General features: G+C 66.1%; 25 protein-coding genes. 18 read left to right on the top strand and 7 right to left on the bottom strand.

What is annotated here, in order from left to right; genetic code table 11:
- Nucleotides 1-5: 5 nt before the first annotated feature.
- Both QBJ92_RS18370 and QBJ92_RS18365 read right to left on the bottom strand, forming a co-directional pair.
- Nucleotides 6-626: an HAD family hydrolase gene (locus tag QBJ92_RS18370; RefSeq protein ID WP_277971134.1), complete on the bottom strand. Its 621-nt coding sequence runs from the start codon at nt 624-626 to the stop codon at nt 6-8.
- Entirely contained in the window at nt 623-916 is a 294-nt protein-coding gene (locus tag QBJ92_RS18365) for a DUF3572 domain-containing protein (RefSeq protein WP_277971133.1), read from the bottom strand. The genes QBJ92_RS18370 and QBJ92_RS18365 overlap by 4 nt, the downstream gene beginning before the upstream one ends.
- Nucleotides 917-954: 38 nt before the next feature.
- Between QBJ92_RS18365 and QBJ92_RS18360 the strand changes: the two genes are divergently transcribed.
- Entirely contained in the window at nt 955-1317 is a 363-nt protein-coding gene (locus QBJ92_RS18360) for a response regulator (protein ID WP_277971132.1), read from the top strand.
- A 108-nt stretch (nt 1318-1425) separates the two neighbouring features.
- On the opposite strand, the gene rpmG is transcribed toward QBJ92_RS18360, so the two are convergent.
- Nucleotides 1426-1593, bottom strand: a complete 168-nt coding sequence (gene rpmG, locus QBJ92_RS18355) for a 50S ribosomal protein L33 (RefSeq protein WP_010162189.1) — start codon at nt 1591-1593, stop codon at nt 1426-1428.
- Between the two features lie 184 nt (nt 1594-1777).
- Between rpmG and QBJ92_RS18350 the strand changes: the two genes are divergently transcribed.
- The 3 genes from QBJ92_RS18350 to QBJ92_RS18340 all read left to right on the top strand — a co-directional run bounded on the left by QBJ92_RS18350 (nt 1778) and on the right by QBJ92_RS18340 (nt 3261).
- Nucleotides 1778-2101, top strand: a complete 324-nt coding sequence (locus QBJ92_RS18350) for a hypothetical protein (protein ID WP_277971131.1) — start codon at nt 1778-1780, stop codon at nt 2099-2101.
- An 11-nt stretch (nt 2102-2112) separates the two neighbouring features.
- Complete coding sequence (locus QBJ92_RS18345) at nt 2113-2673, top strand: TMEM165/GDT1 family protein (RefSeq protein ID WP_277971130.1); 561 nt, start codon at nt 2113-2115, stop codon at nt 2671-2673.
- 96 nt (nt 2674-2769) lie between these two features.
- Nucleotides 2770-3261, top strand: a complete 492-nt coding sequence (locus QBJ92_RS18340) for a Dps family protein (RefSeq protein WP_277971129.1) — start codon at nt 2770-2772, stop codon at nt 3259-3261.
- Between the two features lie 16 nt (nt 3262-3277).
- Here QBJ92_RS18340 and QBJ92_RS18335 read toward each other — a convergent pair whose 3' ends face one another.
- Nucleotides 3278-4102 carry a metallophosphoesterase gene (locus QBJ92_RS18335; protein WP_277971128.1) on the bottom strand — a complete coding sequence of 275 codons (825 nt, stop codon included), beginning with the start codon at nt 4100-4102 and terminating at the stop codon, nt 3278-3280.
- 85 nt (nt 4103-4187) lie between these two features.
- On the opposite strand from QBJ92_RS18335, the gene QBJ92_RS18330 reads away from it, so the two are divergent.
- Genes QBJ92_RS18330 through pip form a run of 3 tightly spaced genes read left to right on the top strand, consistent with a single transcriptional unit; the run spans nt 4188 to nt 8118 of the window.
- Nucleotides 4188-5777 carry a cisplatin damage response ATP-dependent DNA ligase gene (locus QBJ92_RS18330; protein WP_277971127.1) on the top strand — a complete coding sequence of 530 codons (1590 nt, stop codon included), beginning with the start codon at nt 4188-4190 and terminating at the stop codon, nt 5775-5777.
- Nucleotides 5778-5831: 54 nt separating this feature from the next.
- Entirely contained in the window at nt 5832-7127 is a 1296-nt protein-coding gene (locus QBJ92_RS18325; RefSeq protein WP_277971126.1) for a metal-dependent hydrolase family protein, read from the top strand.
- A gap of 37 nt (nt 7128-7164) precedes the next feature.
- Nucleotides 7165-8118: a prolyl aminopeptidase gene (gene pip, locus QBJ92_RS18320; RefSeq protein ID WP_277971147.1), complete on the top strand. Its 954-nt coding sequence runs from the start codon at nt 7165-7167 to the stop codon at nt 8116-8118.
- Nucleotides 8119-8228: 110 nt separating this feature from the next.
- On the opposite strand, the gene QBJ92_RS18315 is transcribed toward pip, so the two are convergent.
- Nucleotides 8229-9050, bottom strand: coding sequence for a cold-shock protein (locus QBJ92_RS18315; protein WP_277971125.1), 822 nt, complete (start codon nt 9048-9050; stop codon nt 8229-8231).
- 208 nt (nt 9051-9258) lie between these two features.
- Between QBJ92_RS18315 and QBJ92_RS18310 the strand changes: the two genes are divergently transcribed.
- The 7 genes from QBJ92_RS18310 to QBJ92_RS18280 all read left to right on the top strand — a co-directional run bounded on the left by QBJ92_RS18310 (nt 9259) and on the right by QBJ92_RS18280 (nt 15239).
- Nucleotides 9259-10053 carry a TerC family protein gene (locus tag QBJ92_RS18310; protein ID WP_277971124.1) on the top strand — a complete coding sequence of 265 codons (795 nt, stop codon included), beginning with the start codon at nt 9259-9261 and terminating at the stop codon, nt 10051-10053.
- Nucleotides 10054-10084: 31 nt separating this feature from the next.
- Nucleotides 10085-10705, top strand: coding sequence for a ribonuclease D (locus QBJ92_RS18305; protein WP_277971123.1), 621 nt, complete (start codon nt 10085-10087; stop codon nt 10703-10705).
- Nucleotides 10698-11333 carry an LPS export ABC transporter periplasmic protein LptC gene (gene lptC / locus QBJ92_RS18300; protein ID WP_277971122.1) on the top strand — a complete coding sequence of 212 codons (636 nt, stop codon included), beginning with the start codon at nt 10698-10700 and terminating at the stop codon, nt 11331-11333. The genes QBJ92_RS18305 and lptC overlap by 8 nt, the downstream gene beginning before the upstream one ends.
- 5 nt (nt 11334-11338) lie before the next feature.
- Nucleotides 11339-11875: an LptA/OstA family protein gene (locus QBJ92_RS18295; protein WP_277971121.1), complete on the top strand. Its 537-nt coding sequence runs from the start codon at nt 11339-11341 to the stop codon at nt 11873-11875.
- 232 nt (nt 11876-12107) lie between these two features.
- Nucleotides 12108-12830, top strand: coding sequence for an LPS export ABC transporter ATP-binding protein (gene lptB / locus QBJ92_RS18290; protein ID WP_277971146.1), 723 nt, complete (start codon nt 12108-12110; stop codon nt 12828-12830).
- A 25-nt stretch (nt 12831-12855) separates the two neighbouring features.
- Complete coding sequence (rpoN, locus tag QBJ92_RS18285; protein ID WP_277971120.1) at nt 12856-14361, top strand: RNA polymerase factor sigma-54; 1506 nt, start codon at nt 12856-12858, stop codon at nt 14359-14361.
- Between the two features lie 38 nt (nt 14362-14399).
- Nucleotides 14400-15239, top strand: coding sequence for a hypothetical protein (locus tag QBJ92_RS18280; RefSeq protein WP_277971119.1), 840 nt, complete (start codon nt 14400-14402; stop codon nt 15237-15239).
- A 131-nt stretch (nt 15240-15370) separates the two neighbouring features.
- Here the strand turns inward: QBJ92_RS18280 and QBJ92_RS18275 are convergent, their stop codons facing one another.
- Entirely contained in the window at nt 15371-16369 is a 999-nt protein-coding gene (locus QBJ92_RS18275; protein WP_277971145.1) for a ligase-associated DNA damage response exonuclease, read from the bottom strand.
- Nucleotides 16370-16493: 124 nt separating this feature from the next.
- Here QBJ92_RS18275 and QBJ92_RS18270 point away from each other — a divergent pair, with 124 nt between their 5' ends.
- On the top strand, nt 16494-16916 hold the full coding sequence (locus QBJ92_RS18270) for a hypothetical protein (protein ID WP_277971118.1): 423 nt from the start codon (nt 16494-16496) through the stop codon (nt 16914-16916).
- Nucleotides 16917-17021: 105 nt separating this feature from the next.
- On the top strand, nt 17022-17420 hold the full coding sequence (locus QBJ92_RS18265) for a hypothetical protein (protein WP_277971117.1): 399 nt from the start codon (nt 17022-17024) through the stop codon (nt 17418-17420).
- Between the two features lie 52 nt (nt 17421-17472).
- Here the strand turns inward: QBJ92_RS18265 and QBJ92_RS18260 are convergent, their stop codons facing one another.
- Nucleotides 17473-18420, bottom strand: coding sequence for an NAD-dependent epimerase/dehydratase family protein (locus QBJ92_RS18260; protein ID WP_277971116.1), 948 nt, complete (start codon nt 18418-18420; stop codon nt 17473-17475).
- Between the two features lie 90 nt (nt 18421-18510).
- Here QBJ92_RS18260 and QBJ92_RS18255 point away from each other — a divergent pair, with 90 nt between their 5' ends.
- Nucleotides 18511-19404: a LysR family transcriptional regulator gene (locus QBJ92_RS18255; RefSeq protein ID WP_277971115.1), complete on the top strand. Its 894-nt coding sequence runs from the start codon at nt 18511-18513 to the stop codon at nt 19402-19404.
- A gap of 99 nt (nt 19405-19503) precedes the next feature.
- Nucleotides 19504-20055 (top strand): ATP-dependent protease subunit HslV, encoded by a 552-nt coding sequence (hslV, locus tag QBJ92_RS18250; protein ID WP_277971114.1) that lies wholly within the window; start codon nt 19504-19506, stop codon nt 20053-20055.
- The last annotated feature ends 19 nt before the right edge of the window (nt 20056-20074 follow it).

The following is a 20074-nucleotide window of genomic DNA, read 5'->3' as shown; positions in this document are numbered from 1 at the left end:
GGGTTTCAGGCCGGCAACCCGGCAGCGAAGCGATTCGCGATCCACGTCTGCGCAACCTGCCAATCGTCGATGCGAACGTGCGCATCGGGGGCGGGCGGCATATGGCGCGCGAGATCGGGTTCGGAAATCATATGTAGGCGATGCACAGCCGGGGCATGCGTGGCGACCGAAGTGTGATGCACCGCGAGATCGTCGACGAATACGGTTACCGGATTGCCGAATTCTGACATTAGCCGTGCCACGGGATTGCCCTTGCCGCCCTGGTTGGTTTCGACCCGGTAATCCATGTCGTGCCCGAGCAACTGCGCGATGCGCGGCTGGCGGTTGTGATCGCCCAAATTGGTCAGGATCACGACGTCCGCCACGTCAGACAAGGCGGACAGCGCCTCGCGCGCATGCGGAACGAGCGTCTGGCGGCTCATCTCGTTGGGGAAGAACCCATCGAGCAACGCCCACATCTCGTCCCGCGTCGGGGGCGGGGCGCCGTTGGCGCGCGTCATGCTATTGGCGAAATCACCATTTTCGATCGCAAACGTGATGTCGTGCGCCTCGCGCAGCCACACGCCAAAGTGCCGCACCATATGCAGCAGCACTTCGTCGCAATCGCAAATCAACAAGCCCTTCAAGCATAATCTCCAAAATCGTCCGGGCCTTCCAACGCCCGACGCGCAGCGGCGAGGTCCTCCGGACGCACCTCGAGCGCTTCGGCGCACGCAATAAGGTCCGGCTGGTGCGCCTCCAGAAAGGCGAGCATTGCCGCAAGCACGACGGGATCGTCCGCGCGCGTGCGAAGGTCCATCGGCGTCATCCCCGTCACGTCCAGCAGCCGCGTGGCGCGATCTGGCTCGCCCAGCGTCCATACCAGCGCACGGAGCGCAAGCTGCGCTGGATCGTTGTTTGTCAGCGAGGCACGCATTGCGTATTCGTAAGGTCCGTAAATGGGGAAACGCTGGCGTGGCAAAAAGGGTGCTCGTTGTCGAGGACAACGAACTCAACCTAAAACTTTTCTGTGACCTCCTGGAGGCGCATGAATATGTAACTGAAGGCGTGCGGGACGGGCGCGAAGCGGTCGTGCGCGCGCGTGCCTTCCTGCCCGACCTGATCGTGATGGATATCCAGCTGCCGCACGTCAGCGGCTACGATCTGATCCTGCAGTTGAAGGCGGATCCGGCGCTGCGGGACATCCCGGTCATGGCGGTCACCGCTTATGCCGGTCGCGAGGACGAGGAGCGGATTCGCGCCGCCGGGGCGGACGCTTATGTGTCCAAGCCGATCTCGCTCGTCCGCTTCGTCGATGCGGTCGCCGCGTTGCTGTAGCAGCCCGCAACGACACGCCGAAACCGCAAACGCAGAAAGGCCGCAGGGCTCGCGCCCGCGACCTCTGGCCCAAGGCAAGCCCCGGAGACGGCAAACCGCTGACGCGGTTTACTTGATCTTGGCTTCCTTGAACTCGACATGCTTGCGCACGACGGGATCGTACTTGCTGAAGCTGAGCTTCTCGGTCTTGGTGCGCGGGTTCTTCTTCGTGGTATAGAAGAATCCGGTGTCAGCGGTGCTGACGAGCTTGATCTTGACCGTGGTCGGCTTTGCCATGACCTGAATTCCTGTGATCTGAAAATGCAAAAGCGGCGAACCGGTCGCCGCTCTCAAGCGTCGTCCGATGGCGGACACGCCCGGGAATGTCAACCGGAACGTGACCATGGGACGCTGTTGTGGGCGGATTTAACCCCACCTTTACCTCCCCGGCGGCACTATGCCGTCCAAGGAGTATCGTGTCATGACGCCAGCATCCGTTACCGACTCGCCCGATCCGGTCAGCTTGGTCGAACGCGTCAGCATGCTGGCGTTCCAGGCGGATTCCATGCCGCTCGCGATGCTGGCGACAGAAGTCGACGGCGCGCGCCACGCTGCGATCGCGTGCGGTCATTTTCAGGGCGCGGCGATTCTGCAGGCGATTTCCGCTGCCCTCGAGCGCGGCGAGCGGAGCGTGCTGATCGGTGCCTGGCTCGACGTTCTGCGAAGTGCGGTGCTACCCGGCCGGTTCGATTTGCGGTCGCACGACTCGCATATCTCGAGCAGCGCGTTTCAACGCATCGGCTGACTGCGGGTCGCATGGACGCGTTGATGGTCGCGCTGGTCGCGGCGCTGCTGGTTCAGGCGAGTGACCGCACCTTGCTGACGAGCGCGATGCTGGGAACGCGTTTCGCCCAGAAGGCGCACTGTGTCGGGGGCATGGTGCTGGCGCTCGCGATCGGCAACGGGGTCGGCGCGTTCGGTGGTTCCCTGCTCGCGCCGTATCTTTCTCCGCCGGCGAGCGATCTGCTGGTGGCGCTGGCCCTGCTGTCCGCCGGGATCAGTGGTCTGTGGCCCGTCACCGGGCGGACCAGTCCCGCCAGGCTCGGCGCATTCCCCGCGACGTTCGTGACGATCGGGTTGCTTGCGATCGGCGATCGCACGCAGTTCATCACGGCGGCACTCGCCGCGCGCAGCGCAACACCGGTGCTGCCGGCTGTTGGTGCGATCCTCGGCGCGGTTGCAATCAATCTGCCCGCGGTGGTGCTGGGGGAGCGGTGGCTGCGGCGCCTCCCGCTGCGGCCCGTTCAAATTGTCGCAGCGCTGCTGCTGACGCTCGTGGGGACGGTTCAGGCGCTCGCTGCGATCGGTCTGATCTAGCTCTTCGATCGTAGAAAGCGAAAATTAGCGTCGCGCGCTGGGGAGCCAAAGCGGTATTGGACCGTTCCCGCAACGAACCCAAAAAGGACCGAGCTTATGGCAAACGATGCCCTGAACACGCCGACCGACCTGAAGACCAACGCGACTCGCACCGTCGCCGAGTCGCTCAACGGAATTCTCGCGGACTCGTTCGCGCTCTATATGAAGACCAAGAATTTCCACTGGCACGTGTCCGGCCCGCATTTCCGCGACTATCACTTGATGCTCGACGAGCAGGCCGCCGAAATCTTCGCGGGTACCGACGATATCGCTGAGCGCGTGCGCAAGACCGGCAACACGACGCTGCGCTCGATCGGCGACATCGCCCGGCACCAGACGATCGTCGACAATGACGTCGAGTTCGTCGGCCCCAAGGCGATGCTGAGCGAACTGCGCGACGACAACCTCAAGCTGGTCGAGGCCCTGCGGGCCGCAAAGGACCTGGCCGACGGGGCCAAGGACAATGCGACCAGCGCGATGATCGATGACTGGACCGATCAGGCCGAACGCCGCGCATGGTTCCTGTTCGAGGCTGGCCGCGAGGGCTGATCGCCCGCGTGTTCCGTCAGTGTTGTGCCGGACCGATGGTCAGTAGCCAGAGGTCCGGCGGCGCGTTGACGCGGAAGGGGACGAGGCTTGTTCCCACCCCGGCGGTCACCAGCGTAATCCCTTTGCCGGACCGCGTGATCCCGCACGGGTAATTCGCGCCCGTGAACGGGTTGCGAATCCCGAGCGGCTTCAATTCCACTTGCCCGCAATGCGTATGGCCGACCAGCTCGAGCGTGATCTCGTGGAGCAGGAATGGGCGAGCGGCGCCGTGGCTGATCGCAATCGGAAGTCCCGGCAACCGGTGGACCGCTGCCATCGTCTTGGGAACGTCGTCCCGGTGATGGAAAAGATCGTCGAGCCCGGCGATCGTCAGCGCGCCGCGTGAGACTGCCTCGTTGTCGAGCACGCGGACGTTGGCGGCCCGCAGAGCGCGGCGAATGGCAGCGGGATCGGTATCGTAATCGTGGTTCCCCATCACCGCGACCACCCCGAGCGGGACGTGTACCCCGCGCAACGGCTCGACCAGTTGCGGTGCGAACGCGCGCGCGACGCTGGCGCGGTGGCCCGCGATATAATCCCCCGCGAGGAGGACGAGGTCGGGCTTCAGCCGATTTACTTGGCCGACGATCCGCCCCAGCCGCACGGCGTCCATCGCTTCGTTGCCCATGTGAATGTCGCTCAACAGCGCAACGCTCACCGGGTGTGCACCTGCGGGCCAATCGCGGAACCCGATCCGCGCGGTCCGGACGATCGGATCAATCCGCGCATTATGATGCGCCCAGGCAAACAGCGTGACCATCACGATCATTCCGAGCAGGGCGCAGGCGCGAAGAAAGGCCATGGCGTCGGCCTAGCGCGGGGTCGCCGCCCTCGCCAGCGATCATCCCGCTGGTGGAACAACTGTCGCGCGCCCATGTTGTGATGCGATGCGCGCCTTTGCGGACCTCCTCGATCGATTGATCTACACGCGGTCGCGCAACGCCAAGCTGCGACTGATCGTCGATTATCTGCGCGTCACGCCCGATCCGGATCGCGGCTGGGCGATGGCCGCGCTGACCGGCGAGCTCGACTTGCCGGGCGTCAAGCCGGCGATGATCCGCGCGCTGATCGAGACGCGCGTCGATCCGGTGCTGTTCCGGATGAGCCGCGACTATGTCGGCGACACCGCCGAAACCGTCGCGCTGCTCTGGCCGACTCCGCCGGGGACGGTGGTCGAGGCGCCGCTGGGGATGGCGCAGGCGGTCGATACGCTGGCGCGGTTGTCGCGATCGGATACGCCGGCGGTGCTCGGCAAGATGCTCGATCAGCTCGATTCGGACGAGCGGTTCGCGCTGCTCAAGATGGCGACGGGCGCTTTGCGGATCGGCGTGTCGTCCCGCCTCGCCAAGACCGCGCTGGCGCAGGCGTTCGACCTCGATGTCGAGGCGGTGGAAGAAGTGTGGCACGGGATCGACCCGCCCTACACCGCGCTGTTCGACTGGGCCGAAGGGCGCGGCGCACAGCCGACCGCCGCCGACGTGCCGGTGTTCCGCCCGTTCATGCTGGCGCACCCGCTCGAGGACGGGCGAGTCGATCTGGCGGACTATGCGGCGGAATGGAAATGGGACGGGATCCGCGTGCAGATCGTCCATGTCGCGGGCGAGACCCGGCTCTACAGCCGCACCGGGGACGACATCACCGCCAGTTTCCCGGAGGTCGCGCGCGATTTCACGACCGTGGGCGCGGTCGACGGCGAGTTGATGGTGAAGGGCGATGCACAGGGCGCAGCGACCGAAGAGGGAGGTGCCGCCAGCTTCAATGCGTTGCAGCAGCGGCTCGGGCGCAAGCTGGTTTCGGCCAAGATGCTGGCGGAGTCGCCCGCGTTCGTCCGGCTGTACGATATCCTGTTCGACGGCGACGAGGATCTTCGCCCGCTGCCCTGGACCGATCGGCGTGCGCGGCTGGAAGCGTTCACCGCACGGCTCGACCCCGAGCGGTTCGATCTGAGCACCGTGATCGCGGCCAAGGATTTTACCGCGCTGGAAGGCATTCGCGCAGGCGCGCGCGATGGCGCGATCGAAGGCGTGATGCTCAAGCGCCGCGATTCCCCTTATGTCGGCGGGCGCAAGACCGGGCTGTGGTACAAATGGAAGCGCGACCCGCTGACCGCGGATTGCGTGATGATGTACGCGCAGCGCGGCAGCGGGCGGCGGTCGTCCTTCTACAGCGACTATACCTTCGGCTGCTGGACCGCGGACGGGACGCTGCTCCCGGTTGGCAAGGCCTATTCTGGCATCACCGATGCGGAATTGAAGCAACTCGACAGCTTCGTGCGCAATCATACGACGGGGCGGTTCGGCCCGGTGCGCGAAGTGGACAAGACGCTGGTGCTCGAAATCGCCTTCGATTCGATCCACGAATCGAAGCGGCACAAATCGGGGGTGGCGATGCGCTTCCCCCGGATTTCGCGGATTCGTACCGACAAGCCCGCCGCCGAGGCCGATACGCTGGAAGGCCTCAAGCGCCTGATCGTGTGACCTCTCGACACCGGTCGCCGCGCTGATAGTCTGCCCTGAAAAAGGGGGACTATCATGCACAAGAAGCTCATCGTGGCCTTGGCCGCGCTGTTGGCGGGCACCGCCGCCAATGCCGAGACGTTCGCGATCCAGGCGGGGCATGTCATCACCGACGCGGCGCGGCCCGCGCGCGGCGCCGCCACCGTGATCGTCACCGACGGCAAGATCGTCCGGATCGAGGATGGCGCGACCGCACCCGCCGGCGCGACCGTGGTCGACCTCCACGACAAGACCGTGATGCCGGGGATGATCGACGTCCACGTCCACCTCACCAGCAATTCGGGCGAGCCGTGGTACCAGGGGCTGACCCCGAAATATTCCGAGCCCTATGCCGCCACGATTGGCCTGCGCAACGCGCTGATCACCGCGCGCGCGGGGTTCACCACGGTCCGTGATCTCGGCGGTCCGGCGCTCGCCAGCATCGCGATGCGGGATGCGATCAGCGAAGGCGGCTTCCCGGGGCCGCGGATTCAGGTCGCCGGCCCCGCGCTGTCGATCATCGGCGGGCATGGCGATTCGACGGTCGGCCTCTCGCCCAACCTGCGCGCCGCGGTCGATGCGACCGGGGAACAGTTCTGGGTCTGCACCGGCCCGCTCGAATGCGAGAAGGCGGTCCGCAAGATCGCGTCCTACGGCGTCGACGCGATCAAGTTCCACGCGACCGGCGGCGTGCTCGACGATGGCAAGATCGGCCTCGAGCAGCATTTCACCGACGAGGAAATGAAGGCGATCTGCGACACCGCGCATCAGCTTGGGTTGAAGGCGGCGGCGCATGCGCATGGCGCCAAGGGGATCGGCGCAGCGGTGCGGGCCGGGGTCGATTCGATCGAACACGGGACCTATGCCGACGACGCCGACGTCGCGCTGATGAAGGCGCGGGGCACTTATTACGTCGGCACGCTGATGGCGTTCAGCGGGCTCCAGCTGTACCTCGGCAAGGGGATCTATACCGCCAATACCGAAGCGAAGGCGCGCCAGACGCTGCTGGTCTGGGGCAAGGCGCTCAACCGCGCGTACAAGGCGGGCGTGCCGATCGCGCTCGGCACCGACGCGGCGGTCTTCCCGCATGGCCGCAACGGCGAGGAAGTCGGGCTGATGGTCAGCAAGGGGGGGATGACCCCGCGCGACGCGCTGATCGCGGCGACCAAGGGCGGGGCGGATCTGCTCGGCCTGTCGCGCGAGACCGGGACGCTCGAACCGGGCAAGTCCGCCGACCTGATCGGGGTGACCGGCGACCCGCTGACCGACCCGGCGGCAGTGACGCATGTCAGCTATGTGATGGTGGAGGGCCGGGTCGTCCCGATGCGGTGAGGTGACAGCGCCGATGGCCGCGCCTACCGTTCGGCCCATGAACGATTTGCGCCAGCTTTACCCCGAGATCGAACCCTATGCGACGGGGATGCTCGACGTCGGTGACGGGCATCACGTCTATTACGAACGCTGCGGGACGCCCGGCGGGACTCCGGCGGTGTTCCTCCATGGCGGCCCCGGTGGCGGCATCTCCCCCAGCCACCGGCGGTTGTTCGATCCGGCGCGTTACGACGTATTGCTGTTCGACCAGCGCGGCTGCGGCCGATCGACCCCGCATGCGGCGCTCGAGGCGAATACGACGTGGCATCTCGTCGAGGATATCGAGCGGTTGCGCAATTTGGTCGGGGTCGAGCGCTGGCTCGTGTTCGGCGGGTCGTGGGGCTCGACGCTCGCCCTGGCCTATGCCGAGACGCATCCCGATCGCGTCAGCGCGCTGATCCTGCGCGGCATCTATACCGCGACCCCGGCGGAGCTCGCCTGGTATTATCAGTTCGGCGTGTCCGAGATGTTCCCCGACAAATGGGAAAGCTTCGTTGCCCCGATCCCGCCGGAGGAGCGCGGCGACATGCTGCACGCCTATCGCCGATTGCTCACGGGCGACGACACTGCGCGCCAGTTGCAGGCGGCCAAGGCGTGGACGATCTGGGAAGGCGAAACGATCACGCTGCTGCCCGATCCGGCGATGTCCGCGGCGTTCAGCGATGGCCATTTCGCGCTCGCCTTCGCGCGGATCGAGAACCATTTCTTCGTCCACGATGCGTGGCTCGAGGATGGGCAATTGCTGCGGGACGCTGGGCGCCTCGCCGGGATTCCGGGGACGATCGTCCACGGGCGCTACGACATGCCGTGCCCGGCGCGCTACGCCTATGCGCTCCACAAGGCCTGGCCCGACGCGGACTTCCATCTGATCGAGGGGGCGGGGCATGCCTATAGCGAGCCCGGTATCCTCGATCAGTTGATTCGCGCGACCGACCGGTTTGCCAAAGGCTGACCGCGTCGTGCCGTCAGGCGCGCCTGACCTCCGCTACAGCCAGGGCAAAGAAAAACCCGGCAGGCGTAAAGCCTGCCGGGTTTTCTGAACCAACGTCGGACGCGTAGGGTTTACGCGATCGACGTCAGGTTGACTGCAGCCATCTTGCCGCGACGATCGACTTCGAGTTCGAACTCGAGCCGGTCGCCCTCGTTGAGCGAGGTCATGCCGCCACGCTCGACTGCCGAGATGTGCACGAACGCATCCGGCTGGCCATCGTCGCGCTGAATGAAGCCGAAGCCCTTCATCGCGTTGAAGAACTTGACGGTGCCCGTCGCCTTCTCGCCGGTCAGCGAGCGCTGCGGCGCGCCACCGGGAGCCGGACGACCACCGGGAGCAGCGGCATCACGCTCACGCGGCGGACCGCGGTCGGTGACGGCCATCGGCTCGCCGTCGATCTTGAGATCGGTTGCCGAGATACGACCACCACGATCGACCAGGGTGAAGCCGAGCGGCTGCCCTTCGGCCAGACCGGTCAGGCCAGCCTGTTCGACGGCCGAGATGTGAACGAACACGTCTTCACCGCCGTCATCGCGCACGACGAAGCCGAAACCCTTCTGGCCGTTAAAGAACTTAACGACGCCCGTGCCTTCGCCGACAACCTGCGGGGGCATCCCGCGGCCACCGCCGCCGCCGGCACCACCGCCGAAGCCGCCGCCGCCGCTGCGGAAACCACCGCCGCCGCCGCCGCCACCGCCGAAGCGATCACCGCCGCCACCGCCGCCGCCGCCGAAGCGATCACCGCCGCCGCCGAAACGGTCGCCGCCGCCGCCGAAGCGATCGCCGCCACCGCCACCGAAGCCGCTGTCAAAGCCGCCGCTGTCGCCGAAACCGTCGCGCTTGTCGCGCCCGCGCCCGCCACGATCGCCGCGGCGTCCTTTATCGAAACTCATGCCCTGTTCGTCTTCCCGCTTCGTCCGACATCATTATAACAACCATTGCACCGGACGAAAGACGCAAGGCTTTGTGCACCAAACCGCTCGTGACACAGACTCGTGTTAGCCTAAAAATATAATCGCTGCGAACAAATTCGTCCAAATTGGGGCACGGCTCGCACCGATCTTGCGTAACCGTTGCAAGCGCGGCACAGGCTGCGCGCATATGTCCATCCTCTCGCTCCTGTCAGACCCCGCCGCCTGGGCCGCGCTCGCCACGCTGATCGTGATGGAGGTGGTGCTCGGGATCGACAATCTCGTCTTTATTTCCCTGCTTTCGAACAAGTTGCCGGAGGACCAGCGAGTCCGCGTGCGGCGTGTCGGGATAAGTCTCGCGCTTGTCATGCGACTTGTTCTGCTGTCGACGATTGCGTGGATTGCCGGCCTGACCGAGCCGCTGTTTAACCTCGGCTTGGCCGGTGCGGTTAACGATCATGGCCAGCCTTCGTTTGAAACCGCATTTTCGGTGCGCGATCTTATTCTGATCGCGGGCGGGATCTTCCTGTTGTGGAAGGCGACGACCGAGATTCACCAGACGATCGACCCGAATGACTCCGACGAGTCGGAAACGGACGCGATCGACCAGAAGGGGCCAGCGACGCTCTCGTTCGGCTATGCGATCGTCCAGATCATTCTGCTCGACATCGTCTTCTCGTTCGACTCGATCCTGACCGCGATCGGCATGACCGATCAGTTGCCGATCATGATCGTCGCAGTGGTCGTCGCCGTCGGCGCGATGATGCTCGCGTCCACCCCGCTCGCCAATTTCATCGAGCGCAACCCGACCGTGGTGATGCTCGCGCTCGGTTTCCTGCTGATGATCGGCGCGGTGCTGATCGCGGACGGCTTCGGCGTGCATGTGCCCAAGGGGTATATCTATGCGGCGATGGCGTTTTCGGGCGTGGTCGAGGGGCTCAACATCGCGGCACGCCGAGGGCGCGGGCACAAGGCCGGGCATTGAGCGGCGGGCGATTCGCCGCTAGGGCCGGGCGATGAGCGTAACTCTCCACGAAGAAGACATTCCCGCAGACCTGTTCGCGCCCGGCGTGGACATTGCGGTGGATACCGAGACGATGGGTCTCATCACGCTGCGCGACCGGCTCTGCCTGGTCCAGCTGTCCGATGGCGGTCCCGACGAGCATCTCGTCCGCTTCGGCCCGGACAGCGACTATGCGGCACCCAATCTGCGCGCGCTGCTCGCGGACGCCGCGCGGACCAAGCTGTACCATTTCGCGCGGTTCGACCTCGCGGCGATCAGCCATTATCTCGAAGTGACCGCAGCGCCGGTCTATTGCACCAAGATCGCTTCGCGGCTCATCCGCACCTACACCGACCGGCACGGCCTGAAGGAACTCGTCCGCGAACTCCTCGGGCAGGATATTTCCAAGGCGCAGCAATCCTCCGACTGGGGTGGCCCGGTGCTGAGCGAAGCGCAGAAGGAATATGCCGCGTCCGACGTGCGCTATCTCCACGCGATGCGCGAGGAACTCGATCGCCGTCTGATCCGCGAAGGCCGGATGGAGCTGGCGCAGGCCTGTTTCGACTTCCTGCCCGCACGTGCCGAACTCGATCTTGCCGGCTGGCCAGAGGCAGACATCTTCGCGCATGCCTGACGCCATCGCGATCCGGAGCGCACGCCAGCGCTGGGCCGCGCCCGGGAGCAGCCACGACCGGACGGTCGCGACGCTGCGCGTCCTGCTGCCGGTCGCGATCGGGATCATGGCGGCGTTCGTCGTCGTCCTGCCGCTCTATGCGGGCGGCGACGTGAGTTTCCTGCTCGACAAGAAGAAGGTCGAAGTCGCGCAGGAACGGATCCGGATCCAGTCGGCCACCTACCGCGGGCAGGACGACAAGGGGCAACCCTTCGCGGTCAACGCGGGCTCGGCGGTGCAGAAGAGCTCGGCCGAGCCGATCCTCCGGCTCAACACGCTGTCCGCCGAAATCGGTTTGACCGACGGCCCCGCCAACATCGTCGCCGACCGTGGCCATTACGACATGGATACGCAGCAGGTGATGATCGATGGCCCGCTGAAGGTCGACAGCAGCGGCGGCTATCATATGACCACGCGCGACGCGACGCTCGATCTCAAGAGCAAGACGATCCAGAGCGGCGGCGCGGTGACCGGGACGGTGCCGCAGGGGACGTTCAGCGCCAATCACATGAAAGCGGACCTCGAAACCCATATCGTCAAGCTCGACGGTAATGCCCGCTTGCGGATCGTGCCGCGAAGGACGAAGTAAGCTCCATGCGCCGCACCCTGACCTTGCTGACCCTTTCGCTCGCCTGTGCCGGCCCGGCTTTCGCGCAGGGGCGCAATTCGCAGGCGCCGATCAATCTCAACGCCGATCACATCGAACTGCAGGACAAGGCCAACCGCGCTTTGTTTTCGGGCAACGTCGTGGTCAAGCAGGCCGAGATGACGCTCAACGCGCAGCGCATGACGGTCAGCTACGCCGGCCAGATCAGCACCGGCGCGTCCCCCGAGGCGCAACGGATCGATGCATCGGGCGGGGTGACCGTCACGCGGCCGACGCAGACCGCGCGGAGCAATTTCGCGGTGTACGATCTCAAGAAGGGCGTCATCACGATGCTCGGGTCAGTGACGCTGATCCAGGCGGGGAATACCGTCAACGGCGGTCGGTTGACGATCAACCTCGACACCGGTCGCGCGATCATCGACGGATCGTCGGTCGGCGGTGGCGGATCGACCAGCGCCCCCGGCACGACCACGTCGAGCAACGGTCGCGTCTCCGGCACCTTCTCGGTTCCCAAGCGCAACTGATCCGGTTTCCGGACGGATCCCTCCGTCCCCCGCGCGTGTAGCGCTTTCCCGACACGGGCGAGTGGCGTAGGGCGATCACACATACAATTTTATGCACGAAGCTTGCCAGATGCCGCACGGTAAGGCTTCGGTAAGACCGAAATGCGAGCAGGGACGGGCAATGAGCGATACGCTGACTTCCACGCCGGGCCTTACGCTGGACTCCGCGCCGCCGATCGCGGAAGCGCCGGTGATGAACGGCCTGTCGGTCGTCTCGATCGCCAAGTCCTACGACAAGCGCCCGGTGTTGACCGATGTGTCCGTCTCGGTCGGCAAGGGCGAAGTGGTCGGCCTGCTCGGTCCGAACGGCGCGGGCAAGACCACCTGCTTCTACTCGGTGATGGGGCTGGTGAAGCCCGACTCGGGGCGCATCATGCTCGATTCGCAGGACATCACCGGCCTGCCGATGTACCGCCGCGCGATCCTCGGCCTTGGCTATCTCCCGCAGGAAACTTCGATCTTCCGCGGGATGACGATCGAGCAGAACATTCTGAGCGTGCTCGAACTCGCGGTGCCCGATCCGGTTGAGCGCAAGGTCCGGCTCGATACGCTGCTCGAGGAATTCGGGCTGACCCGGCTGCGCGAATCGCCCGCGATGGCGCTGTCGGGCGGCGAACGCCGCCGCGCGGAAATCGCGCGCGCACTCGCCGCCAATCCGTCGATCATGCTGCTCGACGAACCGTTCGCCGGGATTGATCCGCTGTCGATCGCGGACATTCGCGACCTGATCATCCAGCTCAAGCAGCGCGGGATCGGCGTGCTGATCACCGACCACAACGTCCGCGAGACGCTCGAAATCGTCGATCGCGCGTACATCATCTACGACGGCCGCGTGCTGTTCACGGGTTCGCCCGAGGAACTGGTGGCGGATGCCAACGTCCGTCGTCTGTATCTCGGCGAGGGCTTCTCGCTGTGATCCGCACGAGCGCTGCCGGCTAGCGATGTCGCTCGCGCCACGCCTCGACCTGCGCCAGTCGCAATCGCTGGTGATGACGCCACAGTTGCAGCAGGCGATTCGCTTGCTCGCGCTGTCGAATCTCGAGATCGAGGGGTTTCTCGCCGAGGAAATCGAGCGCAACCCGCTGCTCGAAACCGGCGATTCGAGCGACGACGGCCCCACGCAGGAGCGCGAAGCCGACGTCGCCCCGCGCGACGAACCCGCGCCCGCCGACGAATTGTTGATGCAGGGCGGTGACACCGGCGAAGCCTCGCTCGATGTCGATTTCACCGCCGAGAGCTTTCACCACGACAGCGTGTCGGATCAGCCCGGCGGGGCGGGGATGGATGGCGCGCTCGGCCTCAACGGCGCGACCAGCGGGGGCGCGGGCGGCGAGGACGGACCCGACCTCGATGCCTTTACCAGCGCCACGCTCAGCCTGACCGATCATCTGCTGGCACAGGCGGGAACCGCGGTGGACGGGGCCGACCTGTTCATCGCCGCGCATCTGATCGACCAGATCGACGAGTGCGGCTATCTCGCCGCCCCGCTGCCCGACATCGCGGGCCGACTGGGCGTTACGCTCGAGCAGGTCGAGGCGGTGCTCGCGACGATCCAGACCTTCGATCCGACCGGCGTCGGTGCGCGCGACCTAGCGGAATGCCTCGCGCTCCAGGCGCGCGAGGCGGATCGCTACGATCCGTGCATGGAGAAGCTGCTCGATCACCTCGATCTGCTGGCGCGCGGCGATCTGTCGCGGCTGCGGCGGATCTGTCAGGTCGACGAGGAAGACCTGGCCGACATGATCCGCGAACTGCGCGGCTATGATCCCAAGCCCGGCCTGCGTTTCGGCGGCGAGCCATCGCAGCCGGTGGTGCCCGACCTGTATGTCGCCAAGCGCAAGGACGGCTGGGGAATCGAAATCAACGCCGCGACCTTGCCGCGCGTGCTGGTCAACCGGACCTATTACGTCGAGCTGTCTTCGGGGAAGAACGACAAGGCGTCCAAGGCGTGGCTCGGCGACATGCTTGCCAGCGCGAACTGGCTGGTCAAGGCGCTCGACCAGCGGCAGCGCACGATCATAAAGGTCGCGGGTGAGATCGTGAAGCAGCAGGAGGCGTTCTTCCTCCACGGCGTCGCGCATCTGAAACCGATGACGCTGCGCCAGGTCGCCGAAGCGATCGAGATGCACGAATCGACCGTCAGCCGCGTGACGAGCAACAAATATCTGTCGTGCGCGCGCGGGCTGTACGAGCTGAAATACTTCTTTACCTCGGCGATCCAGTCCTCCGATGGTGGCGACGCGGTCTCGGCGCAGGCGGTGAAATCTGCGATCAAGGCGCTGATCGCAGGCGAGGGGGATGCGATCCTCTCGGACGACACGCTGGTCGAGCAGCTGAAAGCGAAGGGCTTCGACATCGCGCGGCGCACCGTCGCCAAATATCGTGAGGCGCTGGGGATCGGCAGCTCGGTCCAGCGTCGGCGGGCGCGGGCGCTGGGGGCGGGGTAGAGCGGCGCTTCCGGTTGGAGAGTCGGGCAGAAGGGACGATGACGATGCGGGTCGCGATCGGGCTTTTCGGGATGGTGTCGTCGGCGCTGGCGGGTACGTCCGCCTTTGCTACGCCAAGCTTTCCGTCGACGGGGCATCTGCTGACGTCGATCGCGCTGTCCGCGCCGTTCGGTGCGCATCCCGGGTGGCAGCTGAAGGTGACGCAAGACGGCACCGTGGCCGATCCGTTCGGCGAACCGAGCGACACCGTCCCCGGCGCGATCCGGCTCTGTCTCAGTTCCGACAATGGACGGACGTGTCGTCCGGGGCTCGACCGGATGCTCACCAGCAGCGTCCCCGGTGACCTGTTTACGCAACCGCATTTTCTGAACGATGCACGCATCGTTCAGCCCACACCGGGGCGCGCGCTGCTGCTGATCCAGGTCGCCAGCCTGCACGGCGGGAATGGGGATCAGCGCGTCGCCACGATCGCGCTGCGCTATGATCGGGCGCGGGATCGCTTCGTGCCCGCCTATGCTAGGCAGACGCGGCGCAACAACAACCAGGAAATCCGGTACGTTGCAGCCGGACCGCTGCGGGGCGCGATCATCGCCGCCGAGCCGACCGACGATGCGCCCTTCGGCTTCTGGATGACGGTCGACCGACCCGATCCGACCAATGCCTATCGGCAGGTGCTGCGCTATCGCAGCGCGACACGCTATGGCGACGGCAATGCCCTGGCCGTGATCGATTCGGAAATGCCCGAGATCCAGCGGCGGCTCGCACTGTGGCATCCCGGATCGCCGCTTCCGCTGCCAGCCGGCGGGTGCACGCAGCCGCGCTTGATCGCGCATGCGCTCTGGTGTTCGCCCAGCCCCGTCCCGCACATTCCCGGATGAAGGGCGCCTTGCAGGCGGCGGATCTCGCCACCCCAACCTGCCGTCGCGGCAGTTCGACGCGACCGCAAGATTCTATGCCCGGCTGGGGTTCGTGCAACCGTGGCGCGATGACGGGTGGATGCTGAGCGCGATCAGTCGTCCTCGTCCTCATACCCCACCAGCGCCAGCGCGCGCGCCTTCATCTGGCGGGTGGCGCACCAATGGACCAGCGCGTCCTCGCGGCCATGCGTGACCCATACTTCCTTCGGCGCGATCTCGGTCAGCGTGTCGGTCAGTTCGTCCCAGTCGGCGTGATCGCTCAGGATCAGCGGGAGCTCGACCCCGCGCTGGACCGCACGCTGGCGGACGCGCATCCAGCCTGAGGCCATCGCGGTGATCGGGTCGGGCAGGCGGCGTGACCAGCGATCCGCCATCGCGCCCGGCGGCGCAATTACGACGTGCCCCATCATCTCCGCCTTGGCGGCGGTCGTCGCCGGGCGCAGCTCGCCCAGATCGACGCCGTGCGTCTGGTACAAGGCGCACAACCGCTCCAGCGCACCGTGAATGTAGATCGGCGCCGCATGCCCGCGCAGCCGCAGTTCGGCGATCACGCGCTGCGCCTTGCCCAGCGCATAGGCACCGACCAGCACGCACCGGTCCGGATTGGCGTGGAGCGCTGCGATCAGCTTGTCGATCTCGTCGCCGGTGTCGGGGTGGCGAAATACCGGGAGCCCGAAGGTGGCTTCGGTGATGAACACGTCGCACTTTACCGGCTCGAACGGCGTGCAGGTCGGATCGGGGCGGCGCTTGTAATCGCCCGAGACGACGATCCGCTCGCCGCGATATTCGAGCAGGATCTGCGCCGACCCAAGCACGTGCCCAGCGGGGACGAAGGTCGCGCGGACATCGCCGAACTGGTGGCTTTCGCCGTAGGCGACCGGGTGCCCGGCCTGTTCGCCATAGCGCGCATCCATGATCGCGAGCGTCTCCGGGGTCGCCCACACCGCGCCGTGTCCGCCGCGGGCATGATCGGCATGGCCATGCGTCACCAGCGCGCGCGGGGTGGGGCGTGACGGGTCGACCCACACGTCGGCGGGTTTGACCAGAATGCCATGGGGTTGCGGATCGATCCAGTCGCCGAGCTTTGCCATCCCACCCATGTGGGGGCGCGAGTCCGCCACCGCCACCGCCCGCGTTTTATCGCACGAAAGGATGGCGCGGCAACCATTCGTGCGGCCGTGCATTCCTGTAGCGTAACGAACAGGAGGCTCTCTGATGCGCGCACTCACCCTCGGCCTATTGGCTGCTTCCACGCTGATCGCCGGCTGCGACGAATATGGTGGTGGTCGCCCGGGCTATTATGGCGATAATCGCTATGCCCAATATGATTATGACCGGCCCGATCCGGCGTATAACGGCTATGACGCGTCGCGCTATTATCGCGATGATCGCCGTCGCTATCAGGAGCGCCGCCTCGCCAACAACGATCGCGTCTATCGCGGCAGCGACGGGCGCTATTATTGCCGCCGCAACGACGGCACGACCGGGCTGGTCGTCGGTGGCGTCGCGGGTGGCGCGCTGGGCGCGGCGATCGCCCCGGGCGGTTCGGGCCTGCTCGGCGCGCTGATCGGTGGCGTCGGTGGTGCGCTCGCGGGCAAGGCGATCGACAAGGATCGCGGCGACACGCGCTGCCGCTGACGACAGGACGGACGCGGTCCCCTCAAGGGGGGCCGCGTTCCGGCCAGACCGGAACGCTCCCGGCCATGAACCGTTGACGGACCTCCAGGTTTACAGAGGTTCATCATGAGCAAGACGCACAAGCATCATCCCAAAGCCCCGCCCAAGCCGCACGCCCAGCCGCACGCAAAGCCTGCGCCCAAGGCCGCGAAGCCGATGAGCACCGGGAAGGCGTGGTCGATCGGCGCTTTGGCCCTGGCCGCGGGCGCCGGTATCGCGGCGTTCCTGTCCCGCGGACGGATTGCGGCATTATTGTCGGGATCGGCAATCGAGGGCCATGTGCCGACCGATCTGCTCGATCCAAAGCGCAATGCGGATGACCGTGCGGTCGCCGATTTCCGCCCCGACATGTCCGCACCGATGACACCAGCGGAGCGCGAGGCGCTGCGTCCGGCAACTGGCCCCGCGCCGTCGTTGGTCTCCGATCGCGGCACGATGAACGCGCAAACGGGCGCCGCCAACTGACGAAGCGCTGACGTCCGGTCCAACCCCCCGGCCAAGGCCGGGGGGAAGCCGTCTAAAGACATCCCATTCCCCGGAGCGTCGTGCGAACGGCCTCGTCCAACGGCGTTCGCGGTTCGTGTCCCAGCATAGCCTGTAGACGGCCGTTGACGAGCCTGACCGGCCGGTCCCAAAGATATTTCATCTCGAACACTTCGCGAAGCGTCAGCACGAACGGGGATATCAGCCGCATCAACCACCACGGTGTCTTGCGGACGGCCACCGCAGGATCGCCCAAGGCGCGGCAGATCGCGTCGATCATTGTCGTACCGTCGGCGTCCCACACCCCCTCCATGTGAAAGCTGGCGAGAGCGTCGAGACCGTCCGTCTCCAGCAACTGTACCATGGTCTCGGCGACGTCGGGCAGATACGCCCATTGATGCCCGACGCCCCGTCGACCGGGATAGGTGATGGCAGCGGGCCGCTTGCCCGCCGGGACCAGTTGCGCGAACCAATTGTTCGCCGCTCCGGGGCCAAAGAAGTCACCCGCGCGCACGATCAGCACACGCCCCGCCTCGGTCTCGGCGAAGGCGCGCAGCCGTCGCTCCATCTCGACGCGGATCGCACCCTTGCGGGTGTCGGGATGCTGCGGCACGTCCTCGGCAATGTCCGGAAAGGCGTCGCGACCGTAATTGTAGACGGTGCCTGGAAACAGGATCCGAGCATCATTCGCGCGCGCCGCGGCGATGGTGTTGTCGAGCATCGGCAGCACCAGCCTGTCCCAGTTGCGATAGCCCGGCGGGTTAACCGCATGGACGATCAGCGCTGCGCCCGTGGCGGCGGCGGCAACGTCGCGCGTGACCATCGCGTCCCCGGCATGCCATTCGAAGTCATGCCGTGCCGCCACGCGGTCGGGCGCGCGATGCAGCGCACGAACGTGCCAGCCGCTTTCCCGCAGTCGTCGCGCGACGGCGCTGCCGATTCCGCCGGTTGCGCCCAGTACCAATGCGATCTTGCGTTCCATGGTTCGTCTCCGCTGTGTGTGGCGAAGAGATGCAGCCGATCCCGGTTGAACGAAATTGCCGAAATTCGTGGATCGATTATACGAGAACAGATGAGCGCACCGAGCTGGGATCTGTATCGTACGTTCGACGCGGTGTTGCGGACCGGTTCCTTGTCAGGCGCTGCGCGCAGCCTCGGGCTGACCCAGCCCAGCGTCGCGCGCCATATCGACGCGCTGGAACAGGCGATCGGGCGCGATCTGTTCGTGCGTTCGCAGCGCGGCCTGACGCCGACCGCCGCCGCGATCGAGCTTAGGCCCTACGCCGCGTTGCTTGCCTCGACCACGGCGGCCCTGCTGCGCACGGCGGATGGCGGTGCCGACACGGTCGCCGGAACCGTGCGGATCAGCGCGAGCGAAGTGGTCAGCGCCGAGCATCTCCCGGCCATGCTGGCGCGGCTGCGGAAGCGGCATCCCGCGCTCGCGTTCGAGCTGTCGGCGTCGAACAGCGTCGATGACCTGCTGCAGCGCCAGGCCGATATCGCGGTGCGCATGGTGCAACCGACCCAGCAATCGCTGATCGCGCGCAAGGTTTCGCCGATCCCGCTCGGTTTGCATGCCCATGCGGACTATCTCGCGCGTCGCGGCGTGCCCGCGACCCTCGCCGATCTGGCCGACCATGATCTCATCGGGTTCGACACGGAGACCCCGGCGATCCGCGCCATTGCCGAGCTTTTCCCCGAGCTGAACCGCGCGGCGTTCGCGCTGCGAGTCGACAGCGACGTTGCGCAGCTTGCCGCGATTCGAGCGGGCTTCGGGATCGGCATCTGCCAGCTCCCGGTTGCCGCGCGCGATCCGCAGCTCGTCCGCGTGCTGCCGGATGGCTTCGCGATCGACCTCGGTGTCTGGATCGTGATGCACGAAGACCTCGGCAACAGCCCGCGATGCCGCGCAGTCTTCGACGCTCTGGTCGCCGAATTCGGCGCCCCACCGCGCGGCGGCGGTTGACCCAAACCCGCGCAGCTGGAGCGGCACAGTTCCGCGAGATGCTCCGCCGCTGCGGCAGACCGATTGCACCGCGCGCACCGCCGCCCCATATCGCGCTCCATGAGTGGAAACGAAACGGTGTGGCACGGCACCACGATCCTGTCCGTGCGTCGCAATGGTCGAGTCGTCATCGCCGGAGACGGTCAGGTGACACAGGGCCAGACGGTGATGAAACCCAATGCCAAGAAGGTGCGGCGGCTCGGTGACGGCTCGGTGATCGCCGGGTTCGCGGGCGCGACGGCGGATGCCTTCACGCTGTTCGAGCGGCTGGAGCGCAAGCTCGAGCAGCATCACGGGCAGTTGCTGCGTTCGGCGGTCGAACTCGCCAAGGACTGGCGGACCGACAAATATCTGCGCAATCTGGAAGCGATGATGATCGTCGCCGATAAAGAGGTGACGCTGATCCTGACCGGCAACGGCGACGTGCTCGAGCCCGAGGCGGGTGTCGCGGCGATCGGATCGGGCGGCAATTACGCGCTCGCGGCGGCGCGGGCGCTGGTCGATTACGAAGCCGATGCCGAGACGATCTGCCGCAAGGCAATGGCGATCGCGGCGGAGGTCTGCGTCTACACTAACGACCGTTTGACGGTTGAAAGCATCGAAACGCCCTGAGCCAAGCAAAGCCCCTCCC

It is taken from the genome of Sphingomonas echinoides (assembly GCF_029623395.1).
Classification (GTDB): Bacteria; Pseudomonadota; Alphaproteobacteria; order Sphingomonadales; family Sphingomonadaceae; genus Sphingomonas; species Sphingomonas echinoides_A.
This window is presented reverse-complemented; position numbering and strand designations above follow the sequence as displayed.

What these genes read in the sequence shown, in the direction of transcription:
- QBJ92_RS18295 (WP_277971121.1), top strand. Translation starts at nt 11,339, where the DNA reads ATGCGCCGCACCCTGACCTTGCTGACCCTTTCGCTCGCCTGTGCCGGC.
- pip (WP_277971147.1), top strand. Translation starts at nt 7,165, where the DNA reads ATGAACGATTTGCGCCAGCTTTACCCCGAGATCGAACCCTATGCGACG.
- QBJ92_RS18280 (WP_277971119.1), top strand. Translation starts at nt 14,400, where the DNA reads ATGACGATGCGGGTCGCGATCGGGCTTTTCGGGATGGTGTCGTCGGCG.
- lptB (WP_277971146.1), top strand. Translation starts at nt 12,108, where the DNA reads ATGAACGGCCTGTCGGTCGTCTCGATCGCCAAGTCCTACGACAAGCGC.
- QBJ92_RS18365 (WP_277971133.1), bottom strand. Translation starts at nt 916, where the DNA reads ATGCGTGCCTCGCTGACAAACAACGATCCAGCGCAGCTTGCGCTCCGT.
- QBJ92_RS18260 (WP_277971116.1), bottom strand. Translation starts at nt 18,420, where the DNA reads ATGGAACGCAAGATCGCATTGGTACTGGGCGCAACCGGCGGAATCGGC.
- QBJ92_RS18305 (WP_277971123.1), top strand. Translation starts at nt 10,085, where the DNA reads ATGAGCGTAACTCTCCACGAAGAAGACATTCCCGCAGACCTGTTCGCG.
- QBJ92_RS18335 (WP_277971128.1), bottom strand. Translation starts at nt 4,102, where the DNA reads ATGGCCTTTCTTCGCGCCTGCGCCCTGCTCGGAATGATCGTGATGGTC.
- QBJ92_RS18255 (WP_277971115.1), top strand. Translation starts at nt 18,511, where the DNA reads ATGAGCGCACCGAGCTGGGATCTGTATCGTACGTTCGACGCGGTGTTG.
- QBJ92_RS18325 (WP_277971126.1), top strand. Translation starts at nt 5,832, where the DNA reads ATGCACAAGAAGCTCATCGTGGCCTTGGCCGCGCTGTTGGCGGGCACC.
- lptC (WP_277971122.1), top strand. Translation starts at nt 10,698, where the DNA reads ATGCCTGACGCCATCGCGATCCGGAGCGCACGCCAGCGCTGGGCCGCG.
- QBJ92_RS18270 (WP_277971118.1), top strand. Translation starts at nt 16,494, where the DNA reads ATGCGCGCACTCACCCTCGGCCTATTGGCTGCTTCCACGCTGATCGCC.
- QBJ92_RS18330 (WP_277971127.1), top strand. Translation starts at nt 4,188, where the DNA reads ATGCGCGCCTTTGCGGACCTCCTCGATCGATTGATCTACACGCGGTCG.
- hslV (WP_277971114.1), top strand. Translation starts at nt 19,504, where the DNA reads ATGAGTGGAAACGAAACGGTGTGGCACGGCACCACGATCCTGTCCGTG.
- rpoN (WP_277971120.1), top strand. Translation starts at nt 12,856, where the DNA reads ATGTCGCTCGCGCCACGCCTCGACCTGCGCCAGTCGCAATCGCTGGTG.
- QBJ92_RS18310 (WP_277971124.1), top strand. Translation starts at nt 9,259, where the DNA reads ATGTCCATCCTCTCGCTCCTGTCAGACCCCGCCGCCTGGGCCGCGCTC.
- QBJ92_RS18275 (WP_277971145.1), bottom strand. Translation starts at nt 16,369, where the DNA reads ATGGCAAAGCTCGGCGACTGGATCGATCCGCAACCCCATGGCATTCTG.
- QBJ92_RS18350 (WP_277971131.1), top strand. Translation starts at nt 1,778, where the DNA reads ATGACGCCAGCATCCGTTACCGACTCGCCCGATCCGGTCAGCTTGGTC.
- QBJ92_RS18345 (WP_277971130.1), top strand. Translation starts at nt 2,113, where the DNA reads ATGGACGCGTTGATGGTCGCGCTGGTCGCGGCGCTGCTGGTTCAGGCG.
- rpmG (WP_010162189.1), bottom strand. Translation starts at nt 1,593, where the DNA reads ATGGCAAAGCCGACCACGGTCAAGATCAAGCTCGTCAGCACCGCTGAC.
- QBJ92_RS18340 (WP_277971129.1), top strand. Translation starts at nt 2,770, where the DNA reads ATGGCAAACGATGCCCTGAACACGCCGACCGACCTGAAGACCAACGCG.
- QBJ92_RS18315 (WP_277971125.1), bottom strand. Translation starts at nt 9,050, where the DNA reads ATGAGTTTCGATAAAGGACGCCGCGGCGATCGTGGCGGGCGCGGGCGC.
- QBJ92_RS18265 (WP_277971117.1), top strand. Translation starts at nt 17,022, where the DNA reads ATGAGCAAGACGCACAAGCATCATCCCAAAGCCCCGCCCAAGCCGCAC.